Consider the following 25,003-nt stretch of genomic DNA (forward strand, 5'->3'; position numbering starts at 1 on the left):
ATGGGCGAACGCCTGGGATGTAGCAGTCTTGTAGTTATACTACAAGAATTCGCGAATTGCCCGCTCCATTACGTAACCCGCCTCCCCGCTAGCGTAGTGCGGGGAGCATGTAGCCACTCTCGACGCCTAGGGAAAGCCATGGCGTAGCAGTCGCATCAATTCCTGCGCCGCCACCGGCCGGCTGATCAGATAGCCCTGCACTTCATCGCAGCCCTGGGCCTTGAGGAAATCCAGTTGCTCCTGGTTTTCCACACCCTCGGCCACCACCTTCAGTTCCAGGCTGTGGGCCATGGCGATGATCGCCCGGGTGATCGCCGCATCTTCACTGCCGTCCCCCAGGCCGCGAATAAAGCTCTGGTCGATCTTCACGTAGTCCACCGGGAAGCGCTTGAGGTAACTCAAGGACGAATAGCCGGTGCCGAAGTCATCGATGGCCAGTTTCACCCCCAGGTCGCGCAGTTGCTGGAAGGTGGCGATGATATGTTCGACGCTGTCGAGCAGCTGGCTTTCGGTCAGCTCAAGCTCCAGCAGTTCCGGGGCCAGGCCGGTTTCCTCCAGCACCTGGCGCACCAGGCTGACCAGCTTGCCCTGGCGCAACTGATGCACCGACAGGTTTACCGACACCCGGATCGGCGCCAGCCCCTCGCGCAGCCATTCGCACGCCTGCCAGCAGGCCTGGCGCAAGACGAACTCACCGATCGGCCCGATCAACCCGGTTTCCTCGGCCAGGCCGATAAAGTCCGCCGGCGGCACCTGGCCCAGGGTCGGATGCTCCCAACGCACCAGCGCCTCGGCGGCGTTCATCCGCCCGGTGGCCAGGCACAGCTTGGGTTGGTAGAAGACGCGCAATTGCCGCTCTTCGATGGCCTTGCGCAGCTGGTTCTCCAGCTGCAAGCGCTCCAGGGTGCTGGCCTGCAGGCTCTCGGTGTAGAACTGGAAGTTGTTCCCGCCCAGGTGCTTGGCATGTTGCATGGCGATGTTTGACTGGCTGAGCAGCACCGGTATTTCCCGGGCATTATCCGGCAACAGGCTGATGCCCATGGACGCGCTGACCACCAGCTCATGCTCGTCGATAGTCACCGGCACCCGCAACTTGCCGAGCAGGCGCGTCGCCACCCGGGCCAGGCTGGAGAGGTTGCCGTAGGCATCGAACAGCACCGCGAACTCATCCCCGGACAAACGGGCAATGGTGTTGGCTTCAGGCAAGGCGTTGACCAGGCGCCGGGCCATCTGCTGCAGCAACTGGTCGGCGATTTCATGGCCGAGGCTGTCGTTGAGCAATTTGAAACGGTCCAGATTGATGTGCAGCAACGCCAGGCTGCGGCCACCCTGGCGCACTTGCTGGTGAGCCTCGTACAGACGCTCGCGAAACAACGAACGATTCGCCAGCCCCGTCAGTTCGTCGTAGTGGGTCAGGTAGCGCATGCGCTCTTCGGATTCGCGGCGAGCCGACAGATCGGCGAAGAAGCCGACGATATGGCTGACATTGCCCCGGGTATCGCGCACCACATTCAGTTGCAGCCATTGCGGGTACAGCTCGCCGTTCTTGCGCGCCTCCACCAGTTCGCCCTGCCAGCTGCCGTGCTGTTCCAGGGCCTGGCGGATGGTCGAATAGTGACGCCGGGCATCACGACTGCCCGGCAGGTCGACCACATTGCGCCCGAGCATGTCCTCGAGCAGGTAACCGGTTACCCGGCTGAAGGCCTGGTTGATCGCCAGCAGGACGTAATTGGGGTCGAAAATCACAATACCTTCGCTGGCCGCCTCGAACACCGTCGCGGCCAATTGGCGCTGGGCTTCCTGCTCCTTGTGCGCACTGATATCGCGACGGGTGCCGACCATGCGCAACACTCGACCGCTGGCGGTGTGCTCGACCGCGCGACCGCGGTCTTCGATCCAGACCCAGTGACCATCGCCATGCCGTACCCGGTACTCGATCAGGTAATCCTCGCTGCGCCCCTTCAGGTGCTCCACCAGCGCACGCTTGAGCGCCGGCACGTCCTCGGGGTGCAGGCGCGGCTTGAGGTGGCTGAGCACGGCGGTCACGTATTCCGGGTCGAGGCCGAACAGCTCCTTGATCTGGGTGTGATGCACTTCATCGGTCTGCAGGTTCCAGTCCCACAGCCCGAGGGCGCTGGCCTGCAACGCCAGGGCCAGGCGCGTTTCGCTTTTGCTCAGGGCCTTGTTCGCCACATCCAGCTCCAGGCTGCGCTGGACCACCCGGCTTTCCAGGCCGACCTGGGCGTCGCGCAGTTCCTGTTCGGCACGACGACGCTGATCGATTTCCCGCGCCAGTTCAAGATTGAGTTGTTCGCTGCGGGTGTGCGCCTGTTGCAGGCTCTCGATCAGCGCCTGGTTCTGGAAACGCCGCAACAGGCCGCGGCGGATCAGCCGATTGACCTGCAAGGCCACCACGCTCAGCGACACCAGCAGGATCAGCCCGAGCCAGGCCCAGCCTTGTTGTTCCTCGGTCCCGCCCCAGAACAGATAGACGATGGCCGGCAACAGGCAGGGCAAGGTAAAGGTCAGGAACGCCGGGATGCTCACGGCGTAGGCCACGCTGGCGGAGAGGGTCGCTGCGCCGATCAGGCCGAAGACCCAGGCCTGCTCGAGAAAACTGTCGGTGGGCACCAGGGCGATGCCGGCGCAGGCCAGGGTCAGGCCGCTGACCGCCGAGCCCAACAGGAAGGTACGGCGCCAGATTGGCTGGGCCTGGCGGCTGGGCATCGCCGAGTCGAACGCCGCCACCTGGATCACGCGCAAGGCCACCAGGGCCATCAACCACACCAGCCAGACGCTGACCAGCAGGTAGCGCTGCGGGCTCCAGAGCAACCAGGCGCAGACCAGACCGTTCAACAACATGAATAAAGTCGGCAGCAACGACCCCTGGTACAGCAGGCGCGTACGCTCGACTGTCAGCTCAGTGGCGAATTGCTTGCGGATAACCCGCCCAGCCTCCATCGAGGGGCTCAGCGCGTCAAAGCTCTGGGTCATGGGCAGTATTCTTATAATGGTTAGCCATAAACGTGGCAGGAGCATACACAAGCATCCGGCAGGACCAAACTGCCTCAGGTCATAAAATGTAATGAATTGATCGGTGGCCAGACCCCTTACCGAGGCCCAGAGCAAGACACACTGCCGCCTGTAGCCGATGACTGACCGGTCGTCACAGCCGTTTTTTTTATCTGTCGCGGGGCGTGCCCCGGTATAAGAGCCGCCGCTCAGCATTAGGGTTTGCCCGCCCAGGCCCGGCACCCTAGAATGCGTCGATGCGCGATGATCTCTCCTTTCTGCTGAACTCCCTCAACGATGCCCAACGCCAGGCCGTAGCCGCCCCCGTTGGCCGTCAGTTGGTCCTGGCCGGTGCCGGCTCGGGTAAAACCCGGGTGCTGGTGCACCGTATCGCCTGGTTGATCCAGGTCGAAAATGCCTCGTCCCATTCGATCCTGTCGGTGACCTTCACCAACAAGGCCGCTGCCGAGATGCGTCATCGCATCGAGCAGTTGCTGGGCATCAGCCCGGCCGGCATGTGGGTCGGCACCTTCCACGGCCTGGCACACCGCCTGTTGCGGGCGCACTGGCAGGAAGCCGGCCTGAGCCAGACCTTCCAGATCCTCGACAGCGACGACCAGCAACGACTGGTCAAGCGGGTGATCCGCGACCTCGGCCTCGACGAACAGCGCTGGCCCGCCCGCCAGGCCCAGTGGTTTATCAACGGCCAGAAGGACGAGGGCCTGCGCCCACAGCATATCCAGGCCAGTGGCGACCTGTTCCTGGCGACCATGCGCAGCATCTATGAAGCCTATGAGGCCGCCTGTGCCCGCGCCGGGGTCATCGACTTCTCCGAGCTGCTGCTGCGCGCCCTGGACCTGTGGCGCGACCATCCGGGCCTGCTGGCGCACTACCAGAAGCGCTTCCGGCACATCCTGGTGGACGAATTCCAGGACACCAACGCCGTGCAGTACGCCTGGCTGCGTTTGTTGGCCCAGGGCGGCGACAGCCTGATGGTGGTCGGCGACGACGACCAGTCGATCTACGGCTGGCGCGGCGCGAAAATCGAGAATATCCACCAGTATTCCGCCGACTTCGCGGACGCCGTGACCATCCGCCTGGAGCAGAACTACCGCTCCACGGCCGGCATCCTCAAGGCCGCCAACGCCCTGATCGCCCATAACACCGGGCGTCTGGGCAAAGAACTGTGGACCGATGGCGGCGACGGCGAGGCGATCAACCTCTACGCCGCCTTCAACGAGCACGACGAAGCGCGCTACGTGGTGGAAACCATCGAAAGCGCCCTGAAAACCGGCCTGGCCCGCAGCGATATCGCCATTCTCTACCGCTCCAACGCCCAATCCCGGGTGCTCGAAGAAGCCTTGCTGCGCGAACGTATTCCGTACCGCATCTATGGTGGCCAGCGCTTCTTCGAACGGGCTGAAATCAAGAACGCCATGGCCTACCTGAGGCTGCTGGAAGGGCGTGGCAACGACGCGGCGCTGGAGCGGGTGATCAACGTCCCGGCCCGTGGGATCGGCGAGAAAACCGTCGAGGCCATCCGCGAACACGCCCGCCACAGCGAGCTGTCGATGTGGGAAGCCATGCGCCAGCTGGTCGCCAACAAGGGCCTGGCCGGACGGGCCGCCGGTGCCCTGGGGGTGTTTGTCGAGCTGATCGAGGACCTCGCGGCGAAAACCCGGGAAATGCCGCTGCACCTGATGACCCAAGTGGTCATCGAGCAGTCCGGGCTGATCGCCTACCACGAAGCGGAAAAGGGCGAGAAAGGCCAGGCCCGGGTGGAAAACCTTGAGGAACTGGTCAGCGCCGCCCGCAACTTCGAGGCCGCCGAAGAAGACGCCGAGCTCACGCCGCTGGCCGCCTTCCTCGGCCACGCGTCGCTGGAAGCCGGCGACACCCAGGCCGACGAGCACGAAGACAGCATTCAGTTGATGACCCTGCACAGCGCCAAGGGCCTGGAATTCCCCTACGTGTTCCTGGTGGGCATGGAAGAAGGCCTGTTCCCCCACAAGATGAGCCTGGAAGAACCCGGCCGCCTTGAGGAGGAACGCCGGCTTGCCTACGTCGGCATCACCCGGGCGATGCAGAACCTGGTGCTGACCTATGCCGAAACCCGACGCCTGTACGGCAGCGAGACCTACAACAAGGTCTCGCGTTTCGTGCGCGAAGTGCCGAAAGGTCTGATCCAGGAAGTGCGCCTGTCCAACAGCGTCAGCCGACCGTTCGGCGGCGCCCAGGCCCAGGCCGGCAGCAGCCTGTTCGGTGGCAGCGACATCCCGGACACCGGTTTCAGCCTCGGCCAGACCGTACGCCACAGCATCTTCGGCGACGGCGTGATCCTCAACTTCGAAGGCGCCGGCGCCCAGGCCCGGGTCCAGGTGAACTTCAGCGAAGGCAGCAAGTGGCTGATGCTCGGCTACGCCAAGCTGGAAGCGGTCTGATCACGACCTTCAAGCGTTTCCGCACCCAGTGTGGAAACGCTGTCCGCCCACCTCGACAGCACGCCATGCCGGTCTAATTACTCAACCGAGGTCGCGATAACCATGGGTTCAGGCTTTTTTTCTTCGTGGACATTCTGGGCCCTGCTGTCGGCGACTTTCGCCGCCCTGACGGCGATCTTCGCCAAGATCGGCATCGACAACGTCAATTCGGACTTCGCCACCCTGCTGCGAACCATCGTGGTATTGGTCAGCCTGGCCTTGATTTTGTACGCAACGGGCCAATATCAGTCATTGAGTTCGATTTCCGCCAAGAGCTATCTGTTCCTGCTGTTGTCGGGCCTGGCGACCGGTGCCTCGTGGTTGTGTTACTTCCGCGCGCTGAAGGTCGGCCCGGCCTCGCTGGTGGCCCCGGTGGACAAGCTCAGCGTGGTGTTCGTCGCCGTCATCAGCGTGCTGCTGCTGGGCGAGAAGCTCGACCTGCGTCAATGGGGCGGTATCGGCCTGATTACCGCCGGCGTGGTCATGCTGGCTTTCCGACGTTAGTCGGGGGCATTTCACACAACGCTTATCGACTCGCCTTACGAAACAAACGGTATCGGCGCAATGGCCTTTCATGAAACCTTCAGGTGGGGCATGAGAGGATCAGGCAAAAGCCGGAAACACTCTCGCGCTAGCCAGTAACATTTCACCTGTGCAGTATGGCGCGCGTGCACTCCACAAACGGGAATACCCTTATGCAACGTTTTCTCAGTATCGTCTTGGCGCTCTGCATCGGTCTGACGATGAGCCTCGACGCGAACGCCAAGCGCTTCGGCGGTGGCAAAAGCATGGGTTCGGCGCCCAGCCATCAAACCAGCCAAATGGCCCCAGCCGCGGGTGCCGGCGCTGCTGCCGCAACCGCCGGTGCTGCCGGTGCCGCGGGCGCTGCTGCCAAAGCCGGCGGTGCTTCGCGCTGGCTCGGCCCTCTGGCCGGCATCGCCGCCGGTGGCCTGCTCGCCTCCATGTTCATGGGCGGCGGCTTCCAGGGCATGCAGTTCTTCGACATCCTGATCATGGCGGTCATCGCTTTCGTGATCTTCCGCTTCATTGCCGCCCGTCGACGCAAGCAGCAGGAGCACATGGCCCCGGCCGGCGCGCCGTTCCAGCGTGAAGTGTTCGAGCAACCGGCTCAGCCGCAGAACGCGATCTTCGGTGGTTCCGCCCCCGTCGCCCCACGCCGCGTGATCAACGCACCGGCCTGGTTCAACGAAGAGCGCTTCCTGGAAGCCGCCCGCAGCCACTTCCAGGCGCTGCAGCAGCACTGGGATGCCAACGAGATGGACAAGATCGCCGAATTCGTCACCCCGCAGATGCTGCAGTTCCTGAAACAGGAACGGGCGAACGAAGGCGACGGTTTCCAGTCTACCTATATCGAAAACCTGCATGTGCAGCTGGACGGCCTGGACGATCGCGCCGACAAGACCATCGCCACCCTCACCTTCAGCGGCGTGTCGAAGAACTCGCGCTTCGACCAGGGCGAAGCCTTCAGCGAAAGCTGGAACATGGAGCGTCCACAAGGCGACAACCAGCCTTGGCTGGTGGCCGGTATCCGCCAGAACGGCTGATCCACGGCTCGCGGTTGAAAAAAGCTACAAAAACCCCGGACTCGTCCGGGGTTTTGCATTTCACAATTGTACTTTTTGCAAGCTACTGTATAAGACCCGTGATACGAACCGCGCCATAAAGCAAGAGGATTGAGGCCGTGGAAGAAGTCATTGAACAATTGCGTGAAGCCAACGAACCCGTACCGGTGCCTTTGGAGTTGCCCGACGAGGATCAGTTGGTCGAAGTCGAAGAGGAGTTGTTCATCAACATCCCCTTCGTTTTCAAGGAATTCCTGCTGACCGTCAGTGACGTGGTGTTTGGCAGCCTGGAACCGGTGACGGTGACTGATCCGCAGTCGCACACCTACCTGCCCGATGTAGCCGCCAATGCCTGGGATTCTGGTGTGCCACGGGACCTGATCCCGATCTGCCAGGACGGTGACAACTACTACTGCGTCGAGGAAGACGGCACCGTGGTGCTGTGGTCCGGCGAAGAAGAGCTGATCACCGAAGAGTCCTGGGAATCGGTATGGCACTGGGCGCGGGATGTGTGGCTGGAAAGCTGATTGACCCTGTCCGTTGCTGCTCCAATCACGCTACCTTGGGTTGACTCGGACCTGTAGGAGCAGGGCTTGCCCGCGAAGCTTTTGGCGGCCTCAAGGGCCCCTTCGCGGGCAAGCCCTGCTCCTACAAGGGTTCGGCGCCTGAACCTCAGTGCCCCGCCGAATCGCTCTTGTGCTCCAGGGTCTCCAGCAAGGCGACCTGCATCCGCGTATGCACACGCACAAACCAGCGCCACAACACCGCCGCGACCGCCGCCGCAACCACCGCGATCAGCACCAGCAACTCGCTGGTGGGCAGAATGCTCGCCGACAGCGCCGACAGCAGCAGGAAAATCACCAGCAGCGACAGCAGCGGAATCACCTCGGCGATCACCCTTCTGACCCGCTGGGTGTGCCGTCCCGCCACCTCGGCTTTCACGCCCATCTCCGCCAGCAGCATCGACAGCGCCTTGAGCTTGCGGTACGCCGCAATCAGGAAGGGTAGCGACAACAGCAGCGCCCCACCCCAGATCAGGCCGTTGTGCCAACTCGGCTCATTGATCCAGTCGGCCAGATAATCGGCAATCGGCGCCGCGAAGAAGCCCCCGGCAAAGAAGATCGCCATCACCAGCGCCAGGTTGACCCCCACCTGCAACAGAATCCGCCGGATCATCGATGCCAGCAGCGCGCCCTCGCCCTGGGGCTGGATGCTGCGCAACCATTCACCGTAGAGGCTGAACACCCGTGCCAGGCGTCGCGGCATCACCGCCGCCAGCTTGAGCGACAGTGGGTCCGCGGCGCGGATCAGATAGGGCGTGAGCAGCGTGGTGATCACCGAGACCGCCACCGCGACCGGATAGAGAAAGTCACTGGTGACCTGCAAGGTCATCCCCAGCGCCGCGATAATGAAAGAGAACTCGCCGATCTGCGACAGCCCCATCCCGACCCGCAGCGACGTACGGCCATCATTGCCGGCAATAAACGCCCCCAGCCCGCAGGAGAGCATCTTGCCCAGCACCACCGCGACGGTGATCACGGCAATCGGCCAGGCGTAATCGAGGAGGATCGCCGGATCGATCATCAAGCCGATGGCAACGAAGAAGATCGCGCTGAACAGGTCGCGAACCGGCTCGATCAGGCGTTCGATTTTCAGCAACTGACGGGACTCGGCCATGATCGCGCCAATCAGGAACGCCCCCAGGACCATGCTGTATTCCAGCTTGACCACCAACAGGCAGAAACCGAAACACAGGCCGAGCACGGTGATCAGCAGCATCTCGTTGCTTTCGAAGCGGGCGACGTAAGCCAACAGCCGCGGCACCAGCAGGATGCCGACCACCAGGGCGACGATCATGAACAGCGACAGCTTGCCCACGGTGGAGAACACCTCGCCCGAGCTTACGGTGCCGCTGACCGCGATGCTCGACAGCAAGGCGATGATGCCGATGCCGAGGATGTCCTCGACGATCAGTACGCCGAAGATCAGCTGGGCGAAGCGCTGGTTCTTCATCTTCAGGTCGTTGAGCGCCTTGACGATGATGGTGGTCGAGGAAATCGCCAGGATCGCGCCGAGGAACAGCGAATCCATGGTGTTCCAGTCGAACCAGCGGCCGATTTCGTAGCCGATCCAGATCATCAGCACGATTTCCAGGAACGCCGCGATAAACGCCGTGGCCCCGACCTTGAACAGCTTGCCCAGGCTGAACTCCAGGCCCAGGCAGAACATCAGGAAAATCACCCCCAGCTCGGCCAGGGTCTTGATGGTGTCTTCGTCGTGGATCAGGCCGAACGGTGGCGTGTGCGGCCCGATGATAAAGCCGGCGACGATATAGCCGAGCACCACCGGTTGCTTGAAACGGTGGAAGAGGATGGTCACCACACCGGCCACCAGCATGATCACGGCCAGGTCCTGGATAAAGCTGATGGCATGCATGACGTGGCGCTCCTTGCTGTTGGGAAAGCGGCCATGGGACAGCCTTTTGAGCCGTCAGCAATCACCGTTCCTGGTGTGAGAACTTTCTATGGCATGGCTTTCTGAAGGTTAACACCGCGACTTCCGACAAAAAGCCGGTGCAATATGTAGAAACAGATCCCTTGAAGCGTGACGATGCCCCCATCAACGGCGTCCCGTTATCGAGTGTCTGTGAAAATGAAGGAAGCGCCCGTAGAGGTGCCTGAGCCAATCCCTGCCTACCCAACCGTGAGCGTGCTATGGAACCCGGAAATGCCCAGCTGTCGATGACTGTTTTGATGACCCCGGACATGGCCAACTTTTCTGGCAATGTCCACGGCGGCACCTTGCTCAAGTACCTGGATGAAGTGGCTTACGCCTGCGCCAGCCGTTATGCCGGGCGTTATGTGGTGACCCTGTCGGTGGACCAGGTGATTTTCCGCGAGCCGATCCATGTCGGCGAACTGGTGACCTTCCTGGCCTCGGTCAACTACACCGGCAACACCTCCATGGAGGTGGGCATCAAGGTGGTGACGGAGAATATCCGCGAGCGTTCGGTGCGCCACACCAATAGCTGCTTCTTCACCATGGTCGCGGTCGACGACCAGCGCAAGCCGGCCGCCGTGCCGCCGTTGCAGCCGCAAAGCAGCGAGGACAAGCGTCGCTACGTGCAGGCGCAACAGCGTCGGCAGATTCGCCAGGAGCTGGAAAAGCGCTACCAGGAAATCAAGGCCGACGGTGAAGGCGACTGAAACCCTGAAGACAGGGCCTACAGGCTGATCGACTCCGCCTCGAACCGCACCCGCGGATGCACGATGCGGTCCTGGGCCCGCACCAGCTCCAGCTCGTAGCTGGCGCAGGCCTGGGTTTCCAGCAACACCTCATGCACCGCCGAAGCGGCGAACTCGAACGCCGCCACCAGGCTGTCGCCCAGCAGCACCCGCGCCAGGAACAGCCCCGAGGTCAGGTCGCCGACGCCCACCGGCTGCTTCGGGAAGGCCAGCAAGGGCCGTCGCAGGTGCCAGCTGCCCTCGGCAGTGACCAGGAGCATCTCGAAACTGTCGGCCAGCTTGCCCGGATAGGCCAGGTGCTTGACCAGCACCGCCTTCGGTCCCCGCGCCAGCAGGCTGCGGGCCATGGCCAGGCAATCGAACAGGGAGCTCGGCGTACGCCCGCAGAAGCTATCGAGCTCAAGCTGATTGGGGCAGAGGAAATCGGCCATGGCCGCCGCTTCTTCCAGCAGGAAATCACTGACCTCGGTCGGCACGCTGCAGCCTTTCTCCGGATGGCCCATCACCGGGTCGCAGAGATACAGGGCATTGGGGTTGATCGCCTTGATCCGCGCCACACCGGCGAGGATCGCCCGGCCCTGGGCCGCACTGCCAAGGTAGCCGGACAACACGGCATCGCAGTTACCCAGTTCACCGATGGCGGCGATCCCCTCGACCAGCTCGGAAATCCGCTGCGGCGCCAGCACTTCGCCCGCCCACTGCCCGTATTGGGTGTGGTTGGAGAACTGCACGGTGTTCAGCGGCCAGACATTGACCCCGACGCGCTGCATGGGGAAAACCGCCGCACTGTTGCCGGCATGGCCGAAAACCACGTGGGATTGAATGGCGAGCAAATGGGGAGTGCGTTTCATTCCGTATTCCAGAAAGGCCAATGGATTCAAGCCGCTGAGTATGCGACTAAACGGAGCCTGTACGACAGGCCGGGGAGCCAGTTAAGCTGAGCTGACTTTGTTGGAGTGGCGTTCATGCTGACCCTCGGAAATATGTTCGTGCTGATGTTGCTGGCGACCGGCGCTGCCTGGCTCTGGCACAACCATGGCCTGCGCGAGCGGGCGCTGGAGCGGGTCAAGCAGCACTGCGCCAAGCTCGACATCGAGCTGCTCGATGGCGCCGTCGCCCTCAAGCGCATCGGTTTTGTCCGTGACGCCCATGGTCGGCGGCGTCTGGCGCGGATCTATAATTTCGAGTTCACCGTCACCGGTGAGCAGCGTCACGCCGGGACCATCACCCAATTCGGCGCCCACAGCGCCCATATCGAGCTGGCGCCCTACCCGTTCGAAGCCAAACCGGAAGTACGCAGCGCCGAAGTGATCGAATTGAGCCAATGGCGCCAGGATCACGCCAAGGACCATAACAATTTGCGTCGTTGAACGGCCCGGCGGTGGTTTGCCAGTGAGTGCGATGCAAGATGCAATGCCGCTCGCCCTACAAACGACAATGCACCATTCCCGCCTTTAACGACTCGATCTCCTGCTTTTCAGCGAAAATCAGCTCAATACGCGAATCCCGCCGCCACTCGCTGGGCTGCCACTGCACTGCCGAGTTATCCACAGCGTTGGCGGAAACCCAGCCGTCCGGGCTGTGGATAACCAGTTTGGCCCGCAACCAATCCAGCCCGGACAACCAGCGCTGGAGCTTTTCCGTATCGAAGCGCTGGCTCGGGTGCCAGCGCCAGCCGATGCTCCAGTTGCCGTCCTGGGCATGATCCAGGCAGATCGGTTGGGCCGGGTCGGTCCAGATCGCCGCCAGTGGGGCATTGACCGGTGCGCCTGCGGAGGGCGCGATATCAGCGTAGGTATGAGCCTGCTCGCGATGACCGTTATCCAGGGCGAGCAACTCGGCCAACCCCAACACGCCCTGCTCCGTCCAGTGCACGGGTCCTTCAGGCAAGCGGGCCAGCACCCGCTGCCGTTCAACCTCGTCCAATCCTTCGGACTTGTTCAACACCCGTAACCCCGCCAACTCCAGCGCTTCCTGCTGGGAGTCCGGCAACGGCTTGCCCGCCGCCAGGGCCCGGGCGTCCAGCACCAGCACGCAAGGTTGCAACGCCAGGACGCCCAGCCAGGGCGCCTCGGTCAGTTGCCTGAGAATCTGCACCGGATGCCCCAACCCGGAGGGCTCGATCAACAACCGATCCGGTCGTGCCTTGCGCAACAGTCGGGTCAATCCAACCTGGAACGGCGCGCCGTTGACGCAGCAGACGCAGCCGCCTGCCACTTCCCCCAGTGCGATACCATCGTCGCCTTGGGTCAGCAGTGCGGCGTCCAGGCCGATCTGACCGAACTCGTTGATCAGCACCGCCCAGCGCTCGCCTTCCGGCTTTTGTGCCAGCAGTTGCCGAATCAGGCTGGTCTTGCCCGCGCCCAACGGACCGGCGATGACATGGGTGGGAATGTTCTGCAACATAGAGGGCCGATGGTCTGAAAGAGATGAAAGAATGATGCGCCTGATCTGCCTGGCGTTGCTGTTCGGCTCGGGCCAGGTGCTGGCCCAGGCCTGCGTGGTGCATAGCCATGGGCAGCGGCTGGACGTCAAAGTCTGCCAGGAAAACGTCAATATCCCGGCCAAGCTGTTCAGCGACGGCTTCTGCCAACCGAACCTGCCAGGGCAGAAGGTCGAGGTCGAGTACGTCGAACAGTGCCCGGGCGGTTCCTTCGGCGTGTGCGGCAACGCGCAAGTGGCCAATATGCCTTATCGGCAGAATATCCACTATTACGGCGTGGCAAGCGATGCCGCCTACCTCAAGCCGTTCTGTGAAGGCCAGAGCGGCGGACAGTGGAAAACCCCGTAATCAAGACCGCCACATATCCCCTGTAGGAGCCGGCTTGCTGGCGATAGCATCCTTGAATTCAACGCTGGATTCACTGGCCCCATCGCCAGCAAGCCGGCTCCTACAGTACGGTGTGAACCCGCACGATCAGGCCAACCAATCCAGCGTCAGGATCAACCGCCGCTCGCCCTCCGGTACAGGCGGCGAACGGTGCACCAGGCCAAAACCTTCATTCCCATGCCAGCGCTCGCCCTTGAGCAACGCCACCGCGCCGCTATCCACCTGCTGGATCAGCGCCGGCTCACCAGGCTCCGCCACCGCATTGCCCAGCAGCCGACGATCGATCGCCCCTTCCGCCAGCCACTGGCTGCCCACCCCCGCATAGGTGGTGATCAAGCGCACCGGCACATGATCGACATGAAAACGCGGGCACATGGCCTTGTCCAGCATCCGCAAACGCAGACCGATCCGCCGCGCGCCGAGCAGACAGGCATAAGCGCTGACCAGCCAGGACACATCGCTCAAGAACCCTTCATAACCCTCCAGATCGCTAAACCCCGAAGCCAGGCCCTGCAGATTCGGCCGCGCCTCGTCATCCGGCATTTCCAGGCTGAGGGATTCGGCCAACGGCTCGTTCAACGACAACAACAGGGTCGCGAAATCGGCAATATGCCCTGGCAACCGACGCTGCCAGACCGCCAGGTTGACCCCCTCGTCGAGAATCTCGCCCAGCACCGTCGGCGCTTCGCCCTGCACCTGCCGAATCGTCGGCAAGGCCTTCCAACGTGGCGCCAGCATCAGGCGGCCTCCTCTTCATGCCAGGCGCCGAACGGATCGGGCAGCACGCTCCAACCCTCGACCCCAAGGGCCATTTCCTCATCGTTCAACAGGCAGTCATCCAACCGCGCGGTCAGCTGCGCGAAGTCGATGTTCTGCCCGATAAACACCAGTTCCTGGCGGCAATCGCCGGTTTCCGGCGTCCAGTGCTGCATGATCGCCGTGACGCTTTCCTGATCCTGCGGCCACTGCGGTTTCGGCACGAAGCGCCACCAGCGCCCGGCAAAACCATGGCGCATCAGGCCACCGGCCTGGGACCAGCTGCCGGCCTCCTGGTACTTGCTGGCCAGCCAGAAAAAGCCCTTGGAGCGCAGCAGCTTGCCGTTCACCCAGGGCCGGTTGATAAAGTCGAAAAAGCGCTCGGGATGAAACGGCCGCCGTGCCCGGTACGCCGTGGAAGCAATGCCGTACTCCTCGGTTTCCGGCACATGCTCGCCGCGCAGTTCCTGCAACCAGCCCGGCGCCTGGGCCGCGCGCTCGAAGTCGAAACGGCCGGTGTTGAGGATCTTCGCCAGGGGGATCTCGCCCATCACCATGGGAATGATTTCCGCCTGGGCGTTCAGGCGCTGCAGAATCGCCATCAACTCCAGACGTTCGCTGCTGCTGATCAAGTCGATCTTGCTGATCAGGATCACGTCGGCAAACTCGATCTGCTCGATCAGCAGGTCGGTGATCGAGCGCTCGTCCTCTTCGCCCAGGGTCTCACCGCGGGAGGCGAGGCTTTCGGCAGCCTGGTAATCGAGCAGGAAATTCATGCCGTCGACCACCGTGACCATGGTGTCGAGCCGGGCGACATCCGCCAGGCTCTGGCCGCTTTCATCACGAAAGGTAAAGGTCTCGGCCACCGGCAGCGGCTCGGAGATGCCGGTGGATTCGATCAGCAGGTAATCGAAACGACCGTCGCGGGCCAGCTTGCCGACTTCCTCCAGCAGGTCTTCGCGCAAGGTGCAGCAGATGCAGCCGTTGCTCATCTCGACGAGCTTTTCCTCGGCGCGATTGAGGCTGACATCGCGCTGCACTTCGCTGCCGTCGATATTGATTTCGCTCATGTCGTTGACGATCACGGCCACCCGCAGGTTTTCGCGATTGCGCAGCACGTAGTTGAGCAGGGTACTTTTACCGGCACCGAGAAAGCCGGACAGCACGGTCACGGGTAGACGTTGGGTCATGGGGTTTTCCTCATCAGGTCGGCCGGGTCAAAGCGCCCGTTTATGGCGTTCGCGCAGCTCTTCACGTTCTTTGGCTTCAATGCACAGGGTCGCGGTGGGCCGCAGCAGCAGGCGCTTGAGGCCGATCGGTTCGCCGGTTTCGCGGCACCAGCCGTATTCGCCGCGGGCCAGGCGTTCAAGGGATTCATCGATCTTGTCCAGGAGCTTCTTCTCGCGCTCCAGCACCCGCAGTTGCCATTGCCGGGTTTCCTCGGCACTGCCGATATCCGCCGGGTCGCTGCTGGTCTCTTGCTCGCGCAACTGGTCGAACTCACCGCTGATGCGTTCCTGCAGCTCAAGGCGCTGGCCGCGCAGCAGCTCGCGGAAAAAACCCTGCTGGGCATCGTTCATGTAGTCCGCCTCGGGCTGGGCGAGCAGTTCGTGTTCGGTCATGGCAGGTCGGGTCCGGGATTTATTTAATGTTATATTATAACAATGCAAATAATCCAATCCCCCGCTTGATCGCCGCGACGAAGAGCGCAATGCTGGTATCGATCCCGTTGCCGAGAATGCCGATGCGTCCTGCCCTGAACTATCTGTTGCCGGTCCTGTTGTTGGTGGCGGCGAACGCCGAGGCCCAAGTGCCGGCCCCTACCCAGACGAACTGCACCCGCAGCGCCAACCTGCTGGCGTGCAAGGATGGGCTGGGCAACGCCTATGGCGTGGCGACCGAGGGCAAGACGATTTATTTGCAGGGCTTTGAAGTGATCGGCAAGCGCTACTGGGCGCAGACCAGCAGCCGCTATGGGCAGTTGACGTTCTTCACCGGGATAGCTTCGGACGGTGAAGCCTGGGTCGGTTACAGCCGGCGAGTGGGCTGGACCACCCAGAACCGTTTTTCCAGTTCAGGCGGGTTGAGCAAGAAGTTTGTCTGTGACCGGATGGTGGGGTGCTAGGCACCCCTGGGCCGCTCTACACCAACCCTTCCTGCACCTGCTGCTGTTGCCAGGCGATATAGCTGTCCGCCGGCGGGTTCTTCTCGAAGTAACGCTTCAAACCCTCGAACAACCCATCGGCAATCGCCTGCTGGTGCCGCGCCGTGACCAACCGCTGGCTGTCGCGGGCATTGGAGATAAAACCGGTCTCCACCAGGATCGACGGCACGTCCGGCGACTTCAGCACCGCGAACCCCGCCTGTTCCACACGCTTCTGGTGCAGGGTGGTGATGCCTTCCAGGCTGCCCAACACGCTGTGCCCCAGCTGCAGGCTGGAAGCGATGGTGGCGTTCATCGACATATCGAGAATCACCCCGGCCAGCATCGGGTCCTTGTCCTTGAGATTGAGCAGACTCTGCGCGCCCAACAGGTCGGCACCGTTTTCGCGCTGGGCCATAAACCGCGCCGTGGTCGACGTCGCCCCGCCTTCCGACAGGGCAAACACCGAAGCTCCCGAAGCCGTAATCCGCGGCGCGGCATCGGCATGCACCGAGATAAACATGTCGGCGTTGTTCTTGCGGGAGAACTCCACCCGCTTGCGCAGGGGCACGAAGAAGTCGTCGTTGCGCACCAGGCGCACATCGAAGCCCTTCTCACGCTTGAGACGCTTGGCCAACAGTCGGCCAATGGACAACACCACGTCTTTCTCGCGCTCGCCCTTGGAACCCACCGCCCCCGGATCCTTGCCGCCATGGCCAGGGTCGACCACCACCATGATGTCGCGCTTGCGATGGGTGTTGCTGCTCGCCTCTTCATGCCGCACAGGCGGAGGCGCGACGACCGCCGGTGCCGCCGCCAGGGCTGCCGCCGGCACCCCGGCGCTGCCATTGCTGGTCAGGTCGAGCACCAGGCGATGGCCCTGCGTACCCTCGGGCGGCAACAGGAAACTGTTGAGCTGAACCGGGTTGGCCAGGTCGAGGACGATCCGCGTATCGCCCTGGCCGAAATGCCCGGAGCGGATCGAACGGATCACCGTATTGCCCAGCGCCAGCTGTCGGAAATCGCCCGTCAGCTTGGCGCCGCTCAGGTCGATGATCAGCCGCTCGGGCGAGGTCAGGGAAAAAGTCTTGTATTGAATCGGACCACTGAGGTCCAACACCAGCCGCAGCTTGTTGCCGTCGCGCCACAGCCGCGCATTCTGGATCTGCGCCGCCGACACACCGAACGGCAAAACCACCGCACCGGCCAATAAAAAGTTGAGCAACTGACGTCTATGCATAACAGGTACCGCGGATAAGGGAGCGTCCGTACTCGTTGTCGCTGTGTAAAGCCCCAGCAAAAAAGGCATCGTCGACTGAATAGTTATAATATAACATGTCATTTTAACTCCGACGATGGACCTGCTCATGAATGCGTTGACGCTGCCGGATATCGCCGCGCAGTCATCCCGGCAAGCCTTGCCCCTCGAGTGGGTGGGCATGTGCGGCATTGCCCTGCCCGTCTCGATTGACGGCCACCGCCTCAGCGCCAAAGCCGATGCGGGTGTCAGCCTCGACGATGGCGAAGCGCGGGGCATTCATATGTCACGTCTGTACCTGGCCCTGGAACAACTGGAACAGGAAGACCTGACGCCCGCGCTGATACGAGAAGTATTGCAGCAATTTCTCGACAGCCACGACGGACTTTCCAGCAACGCCTATCTACGCATCCATAGCGATCTGCTGCTCAAACGCCCGGCGTTGGTCAGTCCGCTGGCCGGCTGGAAAACCTATCCAGTCAGTGTCTTGGCCGAACTGAAAAACGGAGTGTTCCACGTGGAACTAAAAATTGACGTGGCCTACTCCTCAACCTGCCCGTGCTCGGCCGCCCTCGCCCGGCAGTTGATCCAACAGCAATTCATCAACGACTTCGCCGACAAGCCCCTGGAGCACAGTGACGTCCTCAGCTGGCTCGGCGGACCGCAAGGCGTCGTCGCCACACCTCACAGTCAGCGCAGCATTGCACAATTGCATATTCATTTAGATGAAAAAACGTATCGGTTTCCCTTCGAGGCCCTGATCGACGACGCCGAGGCCGCCCTCGGCACTGCCGTGCAGACCGCGGTGAAACGCGCGGACGAACAAGCCTTCGCCCTCGCCAATGGCCAGAACCTGATGTTCTGCGAAGACGCGGCGCGCCGCCTCAACCTGGCGCTCAAGCGCTCGGACGCGGTCAACGGCTTCCACTTGCGGGTGGTTCACGCCGAAAGCCTGCATGCCCATGACGCCGTGGCTGAGAGCCGCTGGAATTGGAGGCAGGCATGATCCGTTGCCAAGGCCTGCGCTGGGGCGCCCCGGGCCAGCCCCTCACTCCTGCCGTGGATTTCGAACTCGCCGCCGGCAGCCTGACCGCTGTGATCGGTGCCAACGGCACCGGAAAAAGCAGTCTGTTGAAAGTCATCGCCGGGCTGCAAAAACCGCTGTCCGGCAAAGTGCATCTGGATGTTCCACGGCGCGGCAGCCTGTCGTTCCTGCCGCAGCAACAGCATCTGGACCGGCAATTCCCCATCAGCCTGCAAGAGCTGGTGGCCGCCGGGTTCTGGGGCATCAAGCAAACCCCGCAACAGCGCAGCGAACGCCTGCAAGCCGTGCTCGAAGACTGGCACCTCGGCGGCCTGGAACATCGCCCGCTGATGGCCTTGTCCGGCGGTGAATTGCAGCGCGCCCTGCTAGCCCGCATGAGCCTGGCCTCGGCGCCGGTCCTGTTGCTCGACGAACCCCACGCCGCCCTCGACGAAGATGGCCAGGCGCTGCTGTGGAAACATATCCACGCCTGGCACGCCGAAGGTCGCACCCTGGTGGTGGTCTGCCATGACCTCGCCGCCGTGCGCCAGCACATCCCCAACGCCTTGCAGATCAAGAGCAGCGGTTGCGTCCTGGCGCCCAGCACCGAGCTGATCCGCCAACAACCCATTACGCAGGTAGCCTGATGTTGATGTTCGCCAGCCACCTGTTGCAACCGTTCCAGGATTTCGTGTTCATGCGCCGAGCGTTGATCGGTGGGCTGGTCCTGGCCTGCAGTACCGCGCCACTTGGGGTGTTCCTGATTTTGCGGCGCATGAGCCTGATCGGTGACGCGGTCGCCCACGGCATTCTGCCGGGCGCCGCCATCGGCTTCTGGATCGCCGGCCTGAGCCTGCCGGCCCTGACCCTCGGCGGCCTTGGCGCCGGCATGGGCATGGCCGGGCTCTCGGCCTGGATCACCCGCCGCACTGGCCTGCGCGAAGACGCCAGCCTGGCGGCGATCTACCCGATCTCCCTGGCCAGCGGCGTGCTGATCCTCGGCATCGCTGGCAAACGCCTGGACCTGCTGCACCTGCTGTTCGGCTCGGCCCTGGCAGTCGACGGTCCGACCCTGACCGGCATGCTCTGGGTCTGCAGCATCAGCCTGATAGTGATGGCGCTGATCTATCGCCCGCTGCTGCTGGACACCCTCGACCCGCTGTTCCTGCAAACCGTCAGCCGACTCGGCCCCCTCGCCCACGGGGTGTTCCTGACCCTGGTGGTGCTGAACCTGGTGATCGGTTTCCAGGCCATCGGCGCGCTGATGGTGGTCGGCCTGATGATGTTGCCGGCGATCGCCTCGCGCTTCTGGAGCCGCAACCTGCCGGTGCTGATGCTGATTGCGGCAGTGATCGGCTGTGTCTCGGTCACCCTCGGTTTGCTGCTGTCGTTCTACTACTCGCTGCCCAGCGGCCCGGCCATTGTGCTGGTGGCAGGCGGCTTTTATCTGCTGTCCGTGGTCTTCGGTCCGGTGCACGGTTTGCTGCGCCGCCCGCCCTTGCTTACATCCCAATGAGGTGTCACCCGATGCGCGCTCTACTCGTCCTGTTCAGCTCCGTGCTGGCCCTGTCGCTGAACCTGTCCACCGCCCAGGCCGCAGACAAACTCCCGGTGGTCGCCAGCTTCAGTATCCTGCGAGATATCACCCAGCAGATCGGCGGCGACCATATCGCGGTCATCGGCATGGTCGGCCCGGACGCCGATGCCCACACCTACGAACCGACGCCGGATGACGCCAAGGCCCTGCTCAACGCCAAGCTGATCGTCAAGAACGGCCTGGGCTTCGAGCCGTGGCTCGACCGCCTGGTGACCAGCACCGAGACCAAGGCACCGGTGGTCACCGCCAGCAAGGGCGTGATCTCCCACACCATGGTCGACGACGGCGAAACCATTCCCGACCCGCACGCCTGGCACAACCTGGCCAACGCCGAAATCTATGTGAACAACATCACCAAGGCACTGATCAAGGTCGACCCGGCGAACAAGGACGACTACACCCGCAACAGCCAGGCCTACCTGAAAGTGATCCACAGCCTGTTGGCCGAAGCCAAGGTCAAGCTCGGCAACCTGCCGGCCGGCAACCGTCGCATCGTCACCTCCCATGACGCCTTCGGTTACCTGGGCCAGGCCTACGGCATCCAGTTCATGGCGCCACAGGGCCTGTCCACCGAACGTGAGCCGTCCGCCGCCGAAGTTGCTGCGCTGATCACCCAGATCCGCAAGGACAAGGTCAAGGCCGTGTTCATGGAAAACATCAAGGACGCCCGCCTGCTGCAGCAGATTGCCGACGAAAGCGGCGCGCAGATCGGCGGCACCCTGTATTCCGACGCCCTCGCCGCCGAAGGTCCGGCCAGCACCTTTACCGGCCTGTTCGAATACAACATGAACACCCTGCGCGCGGCACTGAGCAAATGACCGCGCGGCCGCCCTTGTCGATGCTCGATCTGGAGAGCGCCGCCCTGGGTAGCCGCTGGCCTCTCGCGGCGGTGCTCGATGCACTGCCGTGGAACGAGGACGGACTGATCGCCGCGATCACCCAGCAACACGACAGCGGCGAAGTGCTGATGCTGGCCTGGATGAACCGCCAGGCCCTCGGCGAAACCCTCGAGAGCCGCCAGGTCTGCTACTGGTCGCGCTCACGCCAGCGCCTGTGGCGCAAGGGCGAAACCTCCGGGCACCGCCAGCACCTGATCGAGGCGCGCCTGGATTGCGATGGCGACGCGGTGCTGCTGCGGGTCGACCAGCAAGGCCCGGCCTGCCACACCGGGCGTCCCAATTGTTTCTACAACGCGATTCGTGACGGCGAGGTGCACGTCATCAGCGCCCCTCAGGAGAACGCTTCATGATCCGCAAGAATCCTTCCGGCCACCTGCCCGTGATCGCCGAGTCTGCTTACGTGGACAAGACGGCAATCATCTGCGGCAAGGTGGTGATCGGTGAAAACGTCTTTGTCGGCCCCTACGCGGTGATCCGCGCCGACGAAGTCAACGCCCAAGGCGAGATGGACCCCATCGTCATCGGCGCCAATTCGAATATCCAGGACGGCGTGGTGATCCACTCCAAATCCGGCGCGGCGGTGACCATCGGCGAGTTCACCTCCATCGCCCACCGCTCCATCGTCCATGGTCCCTGCACCGTCGGCGACCGGGTGTTTATCGGCTTCAACAGCGTGCTGTTCAACTGCGTGGTGGGTGACGGCAGCGTGGTCCGGCACAACTCGGTGGTGGACGGTCGCGACCTGCCGCCGGACTTCTACGTGCCCTCCACCACCCGCATCGGCCCGGGCACCGACCTGTCGCAATTCCCGCCGGTAAGCGTCAGCGCCTCGGAGTTTTCCGAAGACGTGGCACGGACCAACGTTGATCTGGTGCGCGGCTACAAGGCCCTGCAAAACGAGTTCTGAACATGAGCAGCCTGCTGATCCGCAACGCCCGCGTGGTGAACGAGGGGCGTGAATTCGACGCCGATATCCGGGTCATCAATGGCCGGATCGAGACCCTCGCCACCCAGATCCACAACGCCAGCGCCGACCTGGAAATCGACGCCGCGGGCCAATGGCTGCTCCCAGGGATGATCGACGACCAGGTGCATTTCCGCGATCCCGGCGCGCCGGCCAAGGGCAGTCTCTACTCCGAGTCGCGGGCAGCGGTGGTCGGCGGTATCACCAGCTATATGGACATGCCCAACACCCAGCCGGCGACCCTGACCCTCGAAGCCCTGGCCGACAAGCAACGCAAGGCCGCACAGCACTCGGTGGCCAACTACGGCTTTCACTTCGGGGTCAGCAACGACAACCTCGATACCATCGCCGCCCTCGATCCGACCGGCGTGGCCGGGGTCAAGGTGTTCATGGGCGCGTCCACCGGCAATATGCTGGTGGACGATCCGCGAGTGCTGGAGAGACTGTTCGCCGAAGTGCCGACGATCCTCCTCGCCCACTGCGAACACACGCCGACCATCAAGGCCCGCGAGGAAAACCTGCGGGAGCTGTTCGGCGGTGCCATTCCCGCCGACGCGCACCCGTTGATCCGCAATGCCGAGGCCTGCTATCGCTCATCGTCAATGGCGGTGGACCTGGCCCGACGCCATGGCACGCGCCTGCACGTCCTGCACCTGACCACCGAGCGCGAACTTTCGCTGTTCGAGAACAAGCCGCTGAGTGAAAAACACATCAGCGCCGAGGTCTGCCTGCATCACTTGCTGTTCGACGACCGCGACTATCCGCGCCTGGGCAACCTGATCAAATGCAATCCGGCCATCAAGCACCAGTCGGATCGCGATGCCCTGCGCGAAGCCTTGCTGAGCAACCGCCTGGATGTGATCGGCAGCGATCACGCGCCGCACACCTGGGAAGAAAAACAACGGCCCTACAGCGAGGCACCGTCCGGCTTGCCGCTGGTCCAGCATGCGCTGCCGGCCCTGATGGAGCTGGTGGCCGCGCGTGTCCTGCCGTTGACCACCCTGGTGGAAAAGACCAGCCATCGGGTCGCCGACCTGTTCGCCATTCCCGACCGCGGCTACCTGCGCGAAGGCTACTGGGCCGACCTGGTGCTGATAAACCGTGAACCGCTGTCGCGGCCGGTGAGCGCCGAGCCGCTCCTCTCGCAATGTGGCTGGACGCCCTTCGTCGAGCGGCGCTTTCGCCATTGGGTCAGCACCACGGTGGTGTCCGGCCAGGTGGCCTGGCATGCCGGGAAAATCCACGACACCTGCCAGGGCCAGCCCCTGCGCTTTCTCCGTTAATCCGTTCCAGCGCCCGACCGACCAAGGACAGCACCGATGATCCGCATTACCCTCCCCGACGGCTCGCAACGCGAGTACGACCAACCGCTGACAGTGCTCGAAGTGGCCGCCAGCATCGGCAGCGGCCTGGCCAAGGCGGCTGTGGCCGGTCGGGTAGACGGCGTCCTGGTGGACTGCGGCACCTTGATCGAACAGGACGCGGCCGTGAGCATCGTCACCCCACGGGACACCGAGGGACTGGAGATTCTGCGGCACTCCTGCGCGCACTTGCTGGCCATGGCGGTGAAACAGTTGTACCCCTCGGCCCAGGTCACCATCGGGCCGGTGATCGAAGACGGCTTCTTCTACGATTTCGCCTATGAGCGCGCCTTCACGCCCAAGGACCTGGAACTGATCGAAGCGCGCATGCAGACCCTGGCCGCGACCAATCATTCGGTGCGGCGCCGTGAGTTACCGCGCGATGAAGCCATCGCCAGCTTCGAAGAGCGCGGCGAACACTACAAGGCCGAGTTGATTCGCGCGATCCCGGAAGGTGAAGTGCTGTCGCTGTATCGCCAGGACGATTTCGAAGACCTGTGTCGCGGTCCCCATGTGCCGTCGACCGGGCTGTTGCAAGCCTTCAAGCTGACCAAGGTGGCGGGCGCCTATTGGCGCGGCGATGCCAACAACGCGCCGCTGCAACGGATCTACGGCACCTGCTGGGCCAACGCCAAGGATCTCAAGGCCTATCTCACCCGCCTCGAAGAAGCCGGCAAGCGCGATCACCGCAAGCTCGGCGCGCAACTGGACCTGTTCCATTTCGACGACTGCGCGCCGGGCTCGGTGTTCTGGCACGCCAAGGGCTGGACCCTGTTCCAGCAACTGATCGGCTATATGCGCAAGCGCCAGGAACAGGCCGGCTATATCGAGGTGAATACCCCGGATGTAATGGATCGCGGGCTGTGGGAAACCTCCGGGCATTGGCAGAACTACCGTGACCATATGTTCACCACCACCACCGAGGATGAGCGGGTGTTCGCCCTCAAGCCGATGAACTGCCCCGGCGCGGTGTCGATCTTCGGCCATGGGCTCAAGAGCTATCGCGACCTGCCGCTGCGCATCGCCGAGTTCGGCAAGGTCCATCGCTACGAACCGTCCGGGGCCTTGCACGGCCTGTTGCGGGTACGCCATTTCACCCAGGACGATGCACATATCTTCTGCACCCCGGCGCAGATGCAGGCCGAATGCGAGACGGCGATTGCCCTGGTGTTCGATATCTACAGCGAGTTCGGCTTCGACGATATCGTGGTGAAGCTCTCCACGCGGCCGGCCAACCGGATCGGCAGCGACGATACCTGGGACCAGTTGGAAGGCGCGCTGATCGGTGCCCTCGGGCAGATGGGCATCGAATACCGGATCAATCCCGGCGAAGGAGCGTTCTATGGGCCGAAGCTGGAGTTCGTGCTGCGTGATGCCATCGGTCGCGACTGGCAGTGCGGCACCTTGCAGGTCGATCTCAACCTGCCGGAACGCTTCGACATTGGCTATATCAGCGAAAGTGGCGAGCGCCAACGGCCGGTGATGCTGCACCGGGCGCTGTTCGGTTCACTGGAGCGATTTATCGGCATTCTGATCGAGCATTACAGCGGCGCGCTGCCGGTCTGGCTGGCGCCGTTGCAGGCGGTGGTGCTGAACATCAGCGAGGGCCAGGCCGAATATGCCCGGGATGTCGCCGAGGGCTTGAAGATCCGCGGCCTGAGGGCCAGCGCGGATCTGCGCAACGAGAAGGTCGGCTACAAGATCCGCGAGCACAGCCTGCAGAAAGTGCCGTACCTGCTGGTGGTGGGCGAGAAGGAAAAGGCCGCCGGGCAGGTCAGCCTGCGCAGTCGGCAGGGTGAAGACCTGGGGGTCATGAGCCTGGAGGCGGCGTTTCAGCGGCTGACCTCATGA

General features: G+C 63.0%; 24 protein-coding genes. 16 read left to right on the forward strand and 8 right to left on the reverse strand.

The window, feature by feature from the left end; all coding sequences use genetic code 11:
• Positions 1-126: 126 nt before the first annotated feature.
• Complete coding sequence (locus M5C71_RS20775) at positions 127-2,994, reverse strand: GGDEF domain-containing phosphodiesterase (protein ID WP_248768634.1); 2,868 nt, start codon at positions 2,992-2,994, stop codon at positions 127-129.
• 275 nt (positions 2,995-3,269) lie between these two features.
• On the opposite strand from M5C71_RS20775, the gene uvrD reads away from it, so the two are divergent.
• From uvrD to M5C71_RS20795, 4 genes are all read left to right on the forward strand, one after another.
• Complete coding sequence (gene uvrD, locus M5C71_RS20780) at positions 3,270-5,453, forward strand: DNA helicase II (protein ID WP_103498477.1); 2,184 nt, start codon at positions 3,270-3,272, stop codon at positions 5,451-5,453.
• A gap of 102 nt (positions 5,454-5,555) precedes the next feature.
• A complete protein-coding gene (locus M5C71_RS20785; protein WP_152736610.1) occupies positions 5,556-5,996 on the forward strand; it encodes an EamA family transporter in 441 nt (146 codons plus the stop codon).
• Between the two features lie 191 nt (positions 5,997-6,187).
• Positions 6,188-7,057, forward strand: a complete 870-nt coding sequence (locus M5C71_RS20790; RefSeq protein ID WP_103498479.1) for a Tim44 domain-containing protein — start codon at positions 6,188-6,190, stop codon at positions 7,055-7,057.
• Positions 7,058-7,194: 137 nt separating this feature from the next.
• Entirely contained in the window at positions 7,195-7,602 is a 408-nt protein-coding gene (locus M5C71_RS20795) for an SMI1/KNR4 family protein (RefSeq protein ID WP_103498480.1), read from the forward strand.
• A gap of 145 nt (positions 7,603-7,747) precedes the next feature.
• Here M5C71_RS20795 and M5C71_RS20800 read toward each other — a convergent pair whose 3' ends face one another.
• Positions 7,748-9,511, reverse strand: a complete 1,764-nt coding sequence (locus tag M5C71_RS20800; RefSeq protein WP_103497127.1) for a cation:proton antiporter — start codon at positions 9,509-9,511, stop codon at positions 7,748-7,750.
• A gap of 278 nt (positions 9,512-9,789) precedes the next feature.
• Between M5C71_RS20800 and M5C71_RS20805 the strand changes: the two genes are divergently transcribed.
• Positions 9,790-10,281: an acyl-CoA thioesterase gene (locus M5C71_RS20805; RefSeq protein WP_100939860.1), complete on the forward strand. Its 492-nt coding sequence runs from the start codon at positions 9,790-9,792 to the stop codon at positions 10,279-10,281.
• A gap of 17 nt (positions 10,282-10,298) precedes the next feature.
• On the opposite strand, the gene pdxY is transcribed toward M5C71_RS20805, so the two are convergent.
• The gene (gene pdxY, locus M5C71_RS20810; RefSeq protein WP_103497128.1) at positions 10,299-11,171 is read right to left on the reverse strand and encodes a pyridoxal kinase PdxY; all 873 of its coding nucleotides are present in this window, start codon (positions 11,169-11,171) and stop codon (positions 10,299-10,301) included.
• Positions 11,172-11,285: 114 nt separating this feature from the next.
• On the opposite strand from pdxY, the gene M5C71_RS20815 reads away from it, so the two are divergent.
• A complete protein-coding gene (locus M5C71_RS20815) occupies positions 11,286-11,690 on the forward strand; it encodes a DUF3301 domain-containing protein (protein ID WP_100939862.1) in 405 nt (134 codons plus the stop codon).
• A gap of 55 nt (positions 11,691-11,745) precedes the next feature.
• Here M5C71_RS20815 and M5C71_RS20820 read toward each other — a convergent pair whose 3' ends face one another.
• Positions 11,746-12,726, reverse strand: a complete 981-nt coding sequence (locus M5C71_RS20820) for a CobW family GTP-binding protein (RefSeq protein ID WP_248768635.1) — start codon at positions 12,724-12,726, stop codon at positions 11,746-11,748.
• Positions 12,727-12,760: 34 nt separating this feature from the next.
• On the opposite strand from M5C71_RS20820, the gene M5C71_RS20825 reads away from it, so the two are divergent.
• Positions 12,761-13,111 (forward strand): NADH:ubiquinone oxidoreductase, encoded by a 351-nt coding sequence (locus M5C71_RS20825; RefSeq protein WP_248768694.1) that lies wholly within the window; start codon positions 12,761-12,763, stop codon positions 13,109-13,111.
• A gap of 126 nt (positions 13,112-13,237) precedes the next feature.
• On the opposite strand, the gene M5C71_RS20830 is transcribed toward M5C71_RS20825, so the two are convergent.
• From M5C71_RS20830 to dksA, 3 genes are read right to left on the reverse strand one after another with little or no spacing between them, the layout of a single operon-like run.
• Complete coding sequence (locus M5C71_RS20830) at positions 13,238-13,888, reverse strand: DUF1826 domain-containing protein (protein ID WP_248768636.1); 651 nt, start codon at positions 13,886-13,888, stop codon at positions 13,238-13,240.
• Positions 13,888-15,096, reverse strand: coding sequence for a zinc metallochaperone GTPase ZigA (gene zigA / locus M5C71_RS20835; protein WP_152736604.1), 1,209 nt, complete (start codon positions 15,094-15,096; stop codon positions 13,888-13,890). Before zigA ends, M5C71_RS20830 begins: the two co-directional genes overlap by 1 nt.
• Positions 15,097-15,123: 27 nt before the next feature.
• Positions 15,124-15,528 carry an RNA polymerase-binding protein DksA gene (gene dksA, locus M5C71_RS20840; protein WP_100939867.1) on the reverse strand — a complete coding sequence of 135 codons (405 nt, stop codon included), beginning with the start codon at positions 15,526-15,528 and terminating at the stop codon, positions 15,124-15,126.
• A gap of 122 nt (positions 15,529-15,650) precedes the next feature.
• On the opposite strand from dksA, the gene M5C71_RS20845 reads away from it, so the two are divergent.
• Positions 15,651-16,031 (forward strand): glutamine synthetase, encoded by a 381-nt coding sequence (locus M5C71_RS20845; protein ID WP_248768695.1) that lies wholly within the window; start codon positions 15,651-15,653, stop codon positions 16,029-16,031.
• Between the two features lie 16 nt (positions 16,032-16,047).
• Here the strand turns inward: M5C71_RS20845 and M5C71_RS20850 are convergent, their stop codons facing one another.
• Entirely contained in the window at positions 16,048-17,289 is a 1,242-nt protein-coding gene (locus tag M5C71_RS20850) for an N-acetylmuramoyl-L-alanine amidase (protein WP_248768637.1), read from the reverse strand.
• 127 nt (positions 17,290-17,416) lie between these two features.
• On the opposite strand from M5C71_RS20850, the gene folE2 reads away from it, so the two are divergent.
• From folE2 to thrS, 8 genes are read left to right on the forward strand one after another with little or no spacing between them, the layout of a single operon-like run.
• On the forward strand, positions 17,417-18,313 hold the full coding sequence (folE2, locus tag M5C71_RS20855) for a GTP cyclohydrolase FolE2 (RefSeq protein WP_103497135.1): 897 nt from the start codon (positions 17,417-17,419) through the stop codon (positions 18,311-18,313).
• Complete coding sequence (locus M5C71_RS20860; RefSeq protein WP_100939870.1) at positions 18,310-18,978, forward strand: ATP-binding cassette domain-containing protein; 669 nt, start codon at positions 18,310-18,312, stop codon at positions 18,976-18,978. Before folE2 ends, M5C71_RS20860 begins: the two co-directional genes overlap by 4 nt.
• A 2-nt stretch (positions 18,979-18,980) precedes the next feature.
• The gene (locus M5C71_RS20865; protein ID WP_103497204.1) at positions 18,981-19,847 is read left to right on the forward strand and encodes a metal ABC transporter permease; all 867 of its coding nucleotides are present in this window, start codon (positions 18,981-18,983) and stop codon (positions 19,845-19,847) included.
• 11 nt (positions 19,848-19,858) lie between these two features.
• Positions 19,859-20,746: a metal ABC transporter substrate-binding protein gene (locus M5C71_RS20870; RefSeq protein ID WP_248768638.1), complete on the forward strand. Its 888-nt coding sequence runs from the start codon at positions 19,859-19,861 to the stop codon at positions 20,744-20,746.
• Positions 20,743-21,177: a phosphoribosyl-AMP cyclohydrolase gene (gene hisI, locus M5C71_RS20875; RefSeq protein ID WP_177104080.1), complete on the forward strand. Its 435-nt coding sequence runs from the start codon at positions 20,743-20,745 to the stop codon at positions 21,175-21,177. The genes M5C71_RS20870 and hisI overlap by 4 nt, the downstream gene beginning before the upstream one ends.
• Complete coding sequence (locus M5C71_RS20880; protein ID WP_103497138.1) at positions 21,174-21,734, forward strand: carbonate dehydratase; 561 nt, start codon at positions 21,174-21,176, stop codon at positions 21,732-21,734. The genes hisI and M5C71_RS20880 overlap by 4 nt, the downstream gene beginning before the upstream one ends.
• Positions 21,735-21,736: 2 nt before the next feature.
• Positions 21,737-23,074: a dihydroorotase gene (locus tag M5C71_RS20885; protein ID WP_218224702.1), complete on the forward strand. Its 1,338-nt coding sequence runs from the start codon at positions 21,737-21,739 to the stop codon at positions 23,072-23,074.
• A gap of 36 nt (positions 23,075-23,110) precedes the next feature.
• Positions 23,111-25,003, forward strand: coding sequence for a threonine--tRNA ligase (gene thrS / locus M5C71_RS20890; RefSeq protein ID WP_248768639.1), 1,893 nt, complete (start codon positions 23,111-23,113; stop codon positions 25,001-25,003).

The sequence above is a fragment of the Pseudomonas sp. MWU12-2345 genome (assembly GCF_023242385.1).
Lineage (GTDB): Bacteria > Pseudomonadota > Gammaproteobacteria > Pseudomonadales > Pseudomonadaceae > Aquipseudomonas > Aquipseudomonas gingeri_D.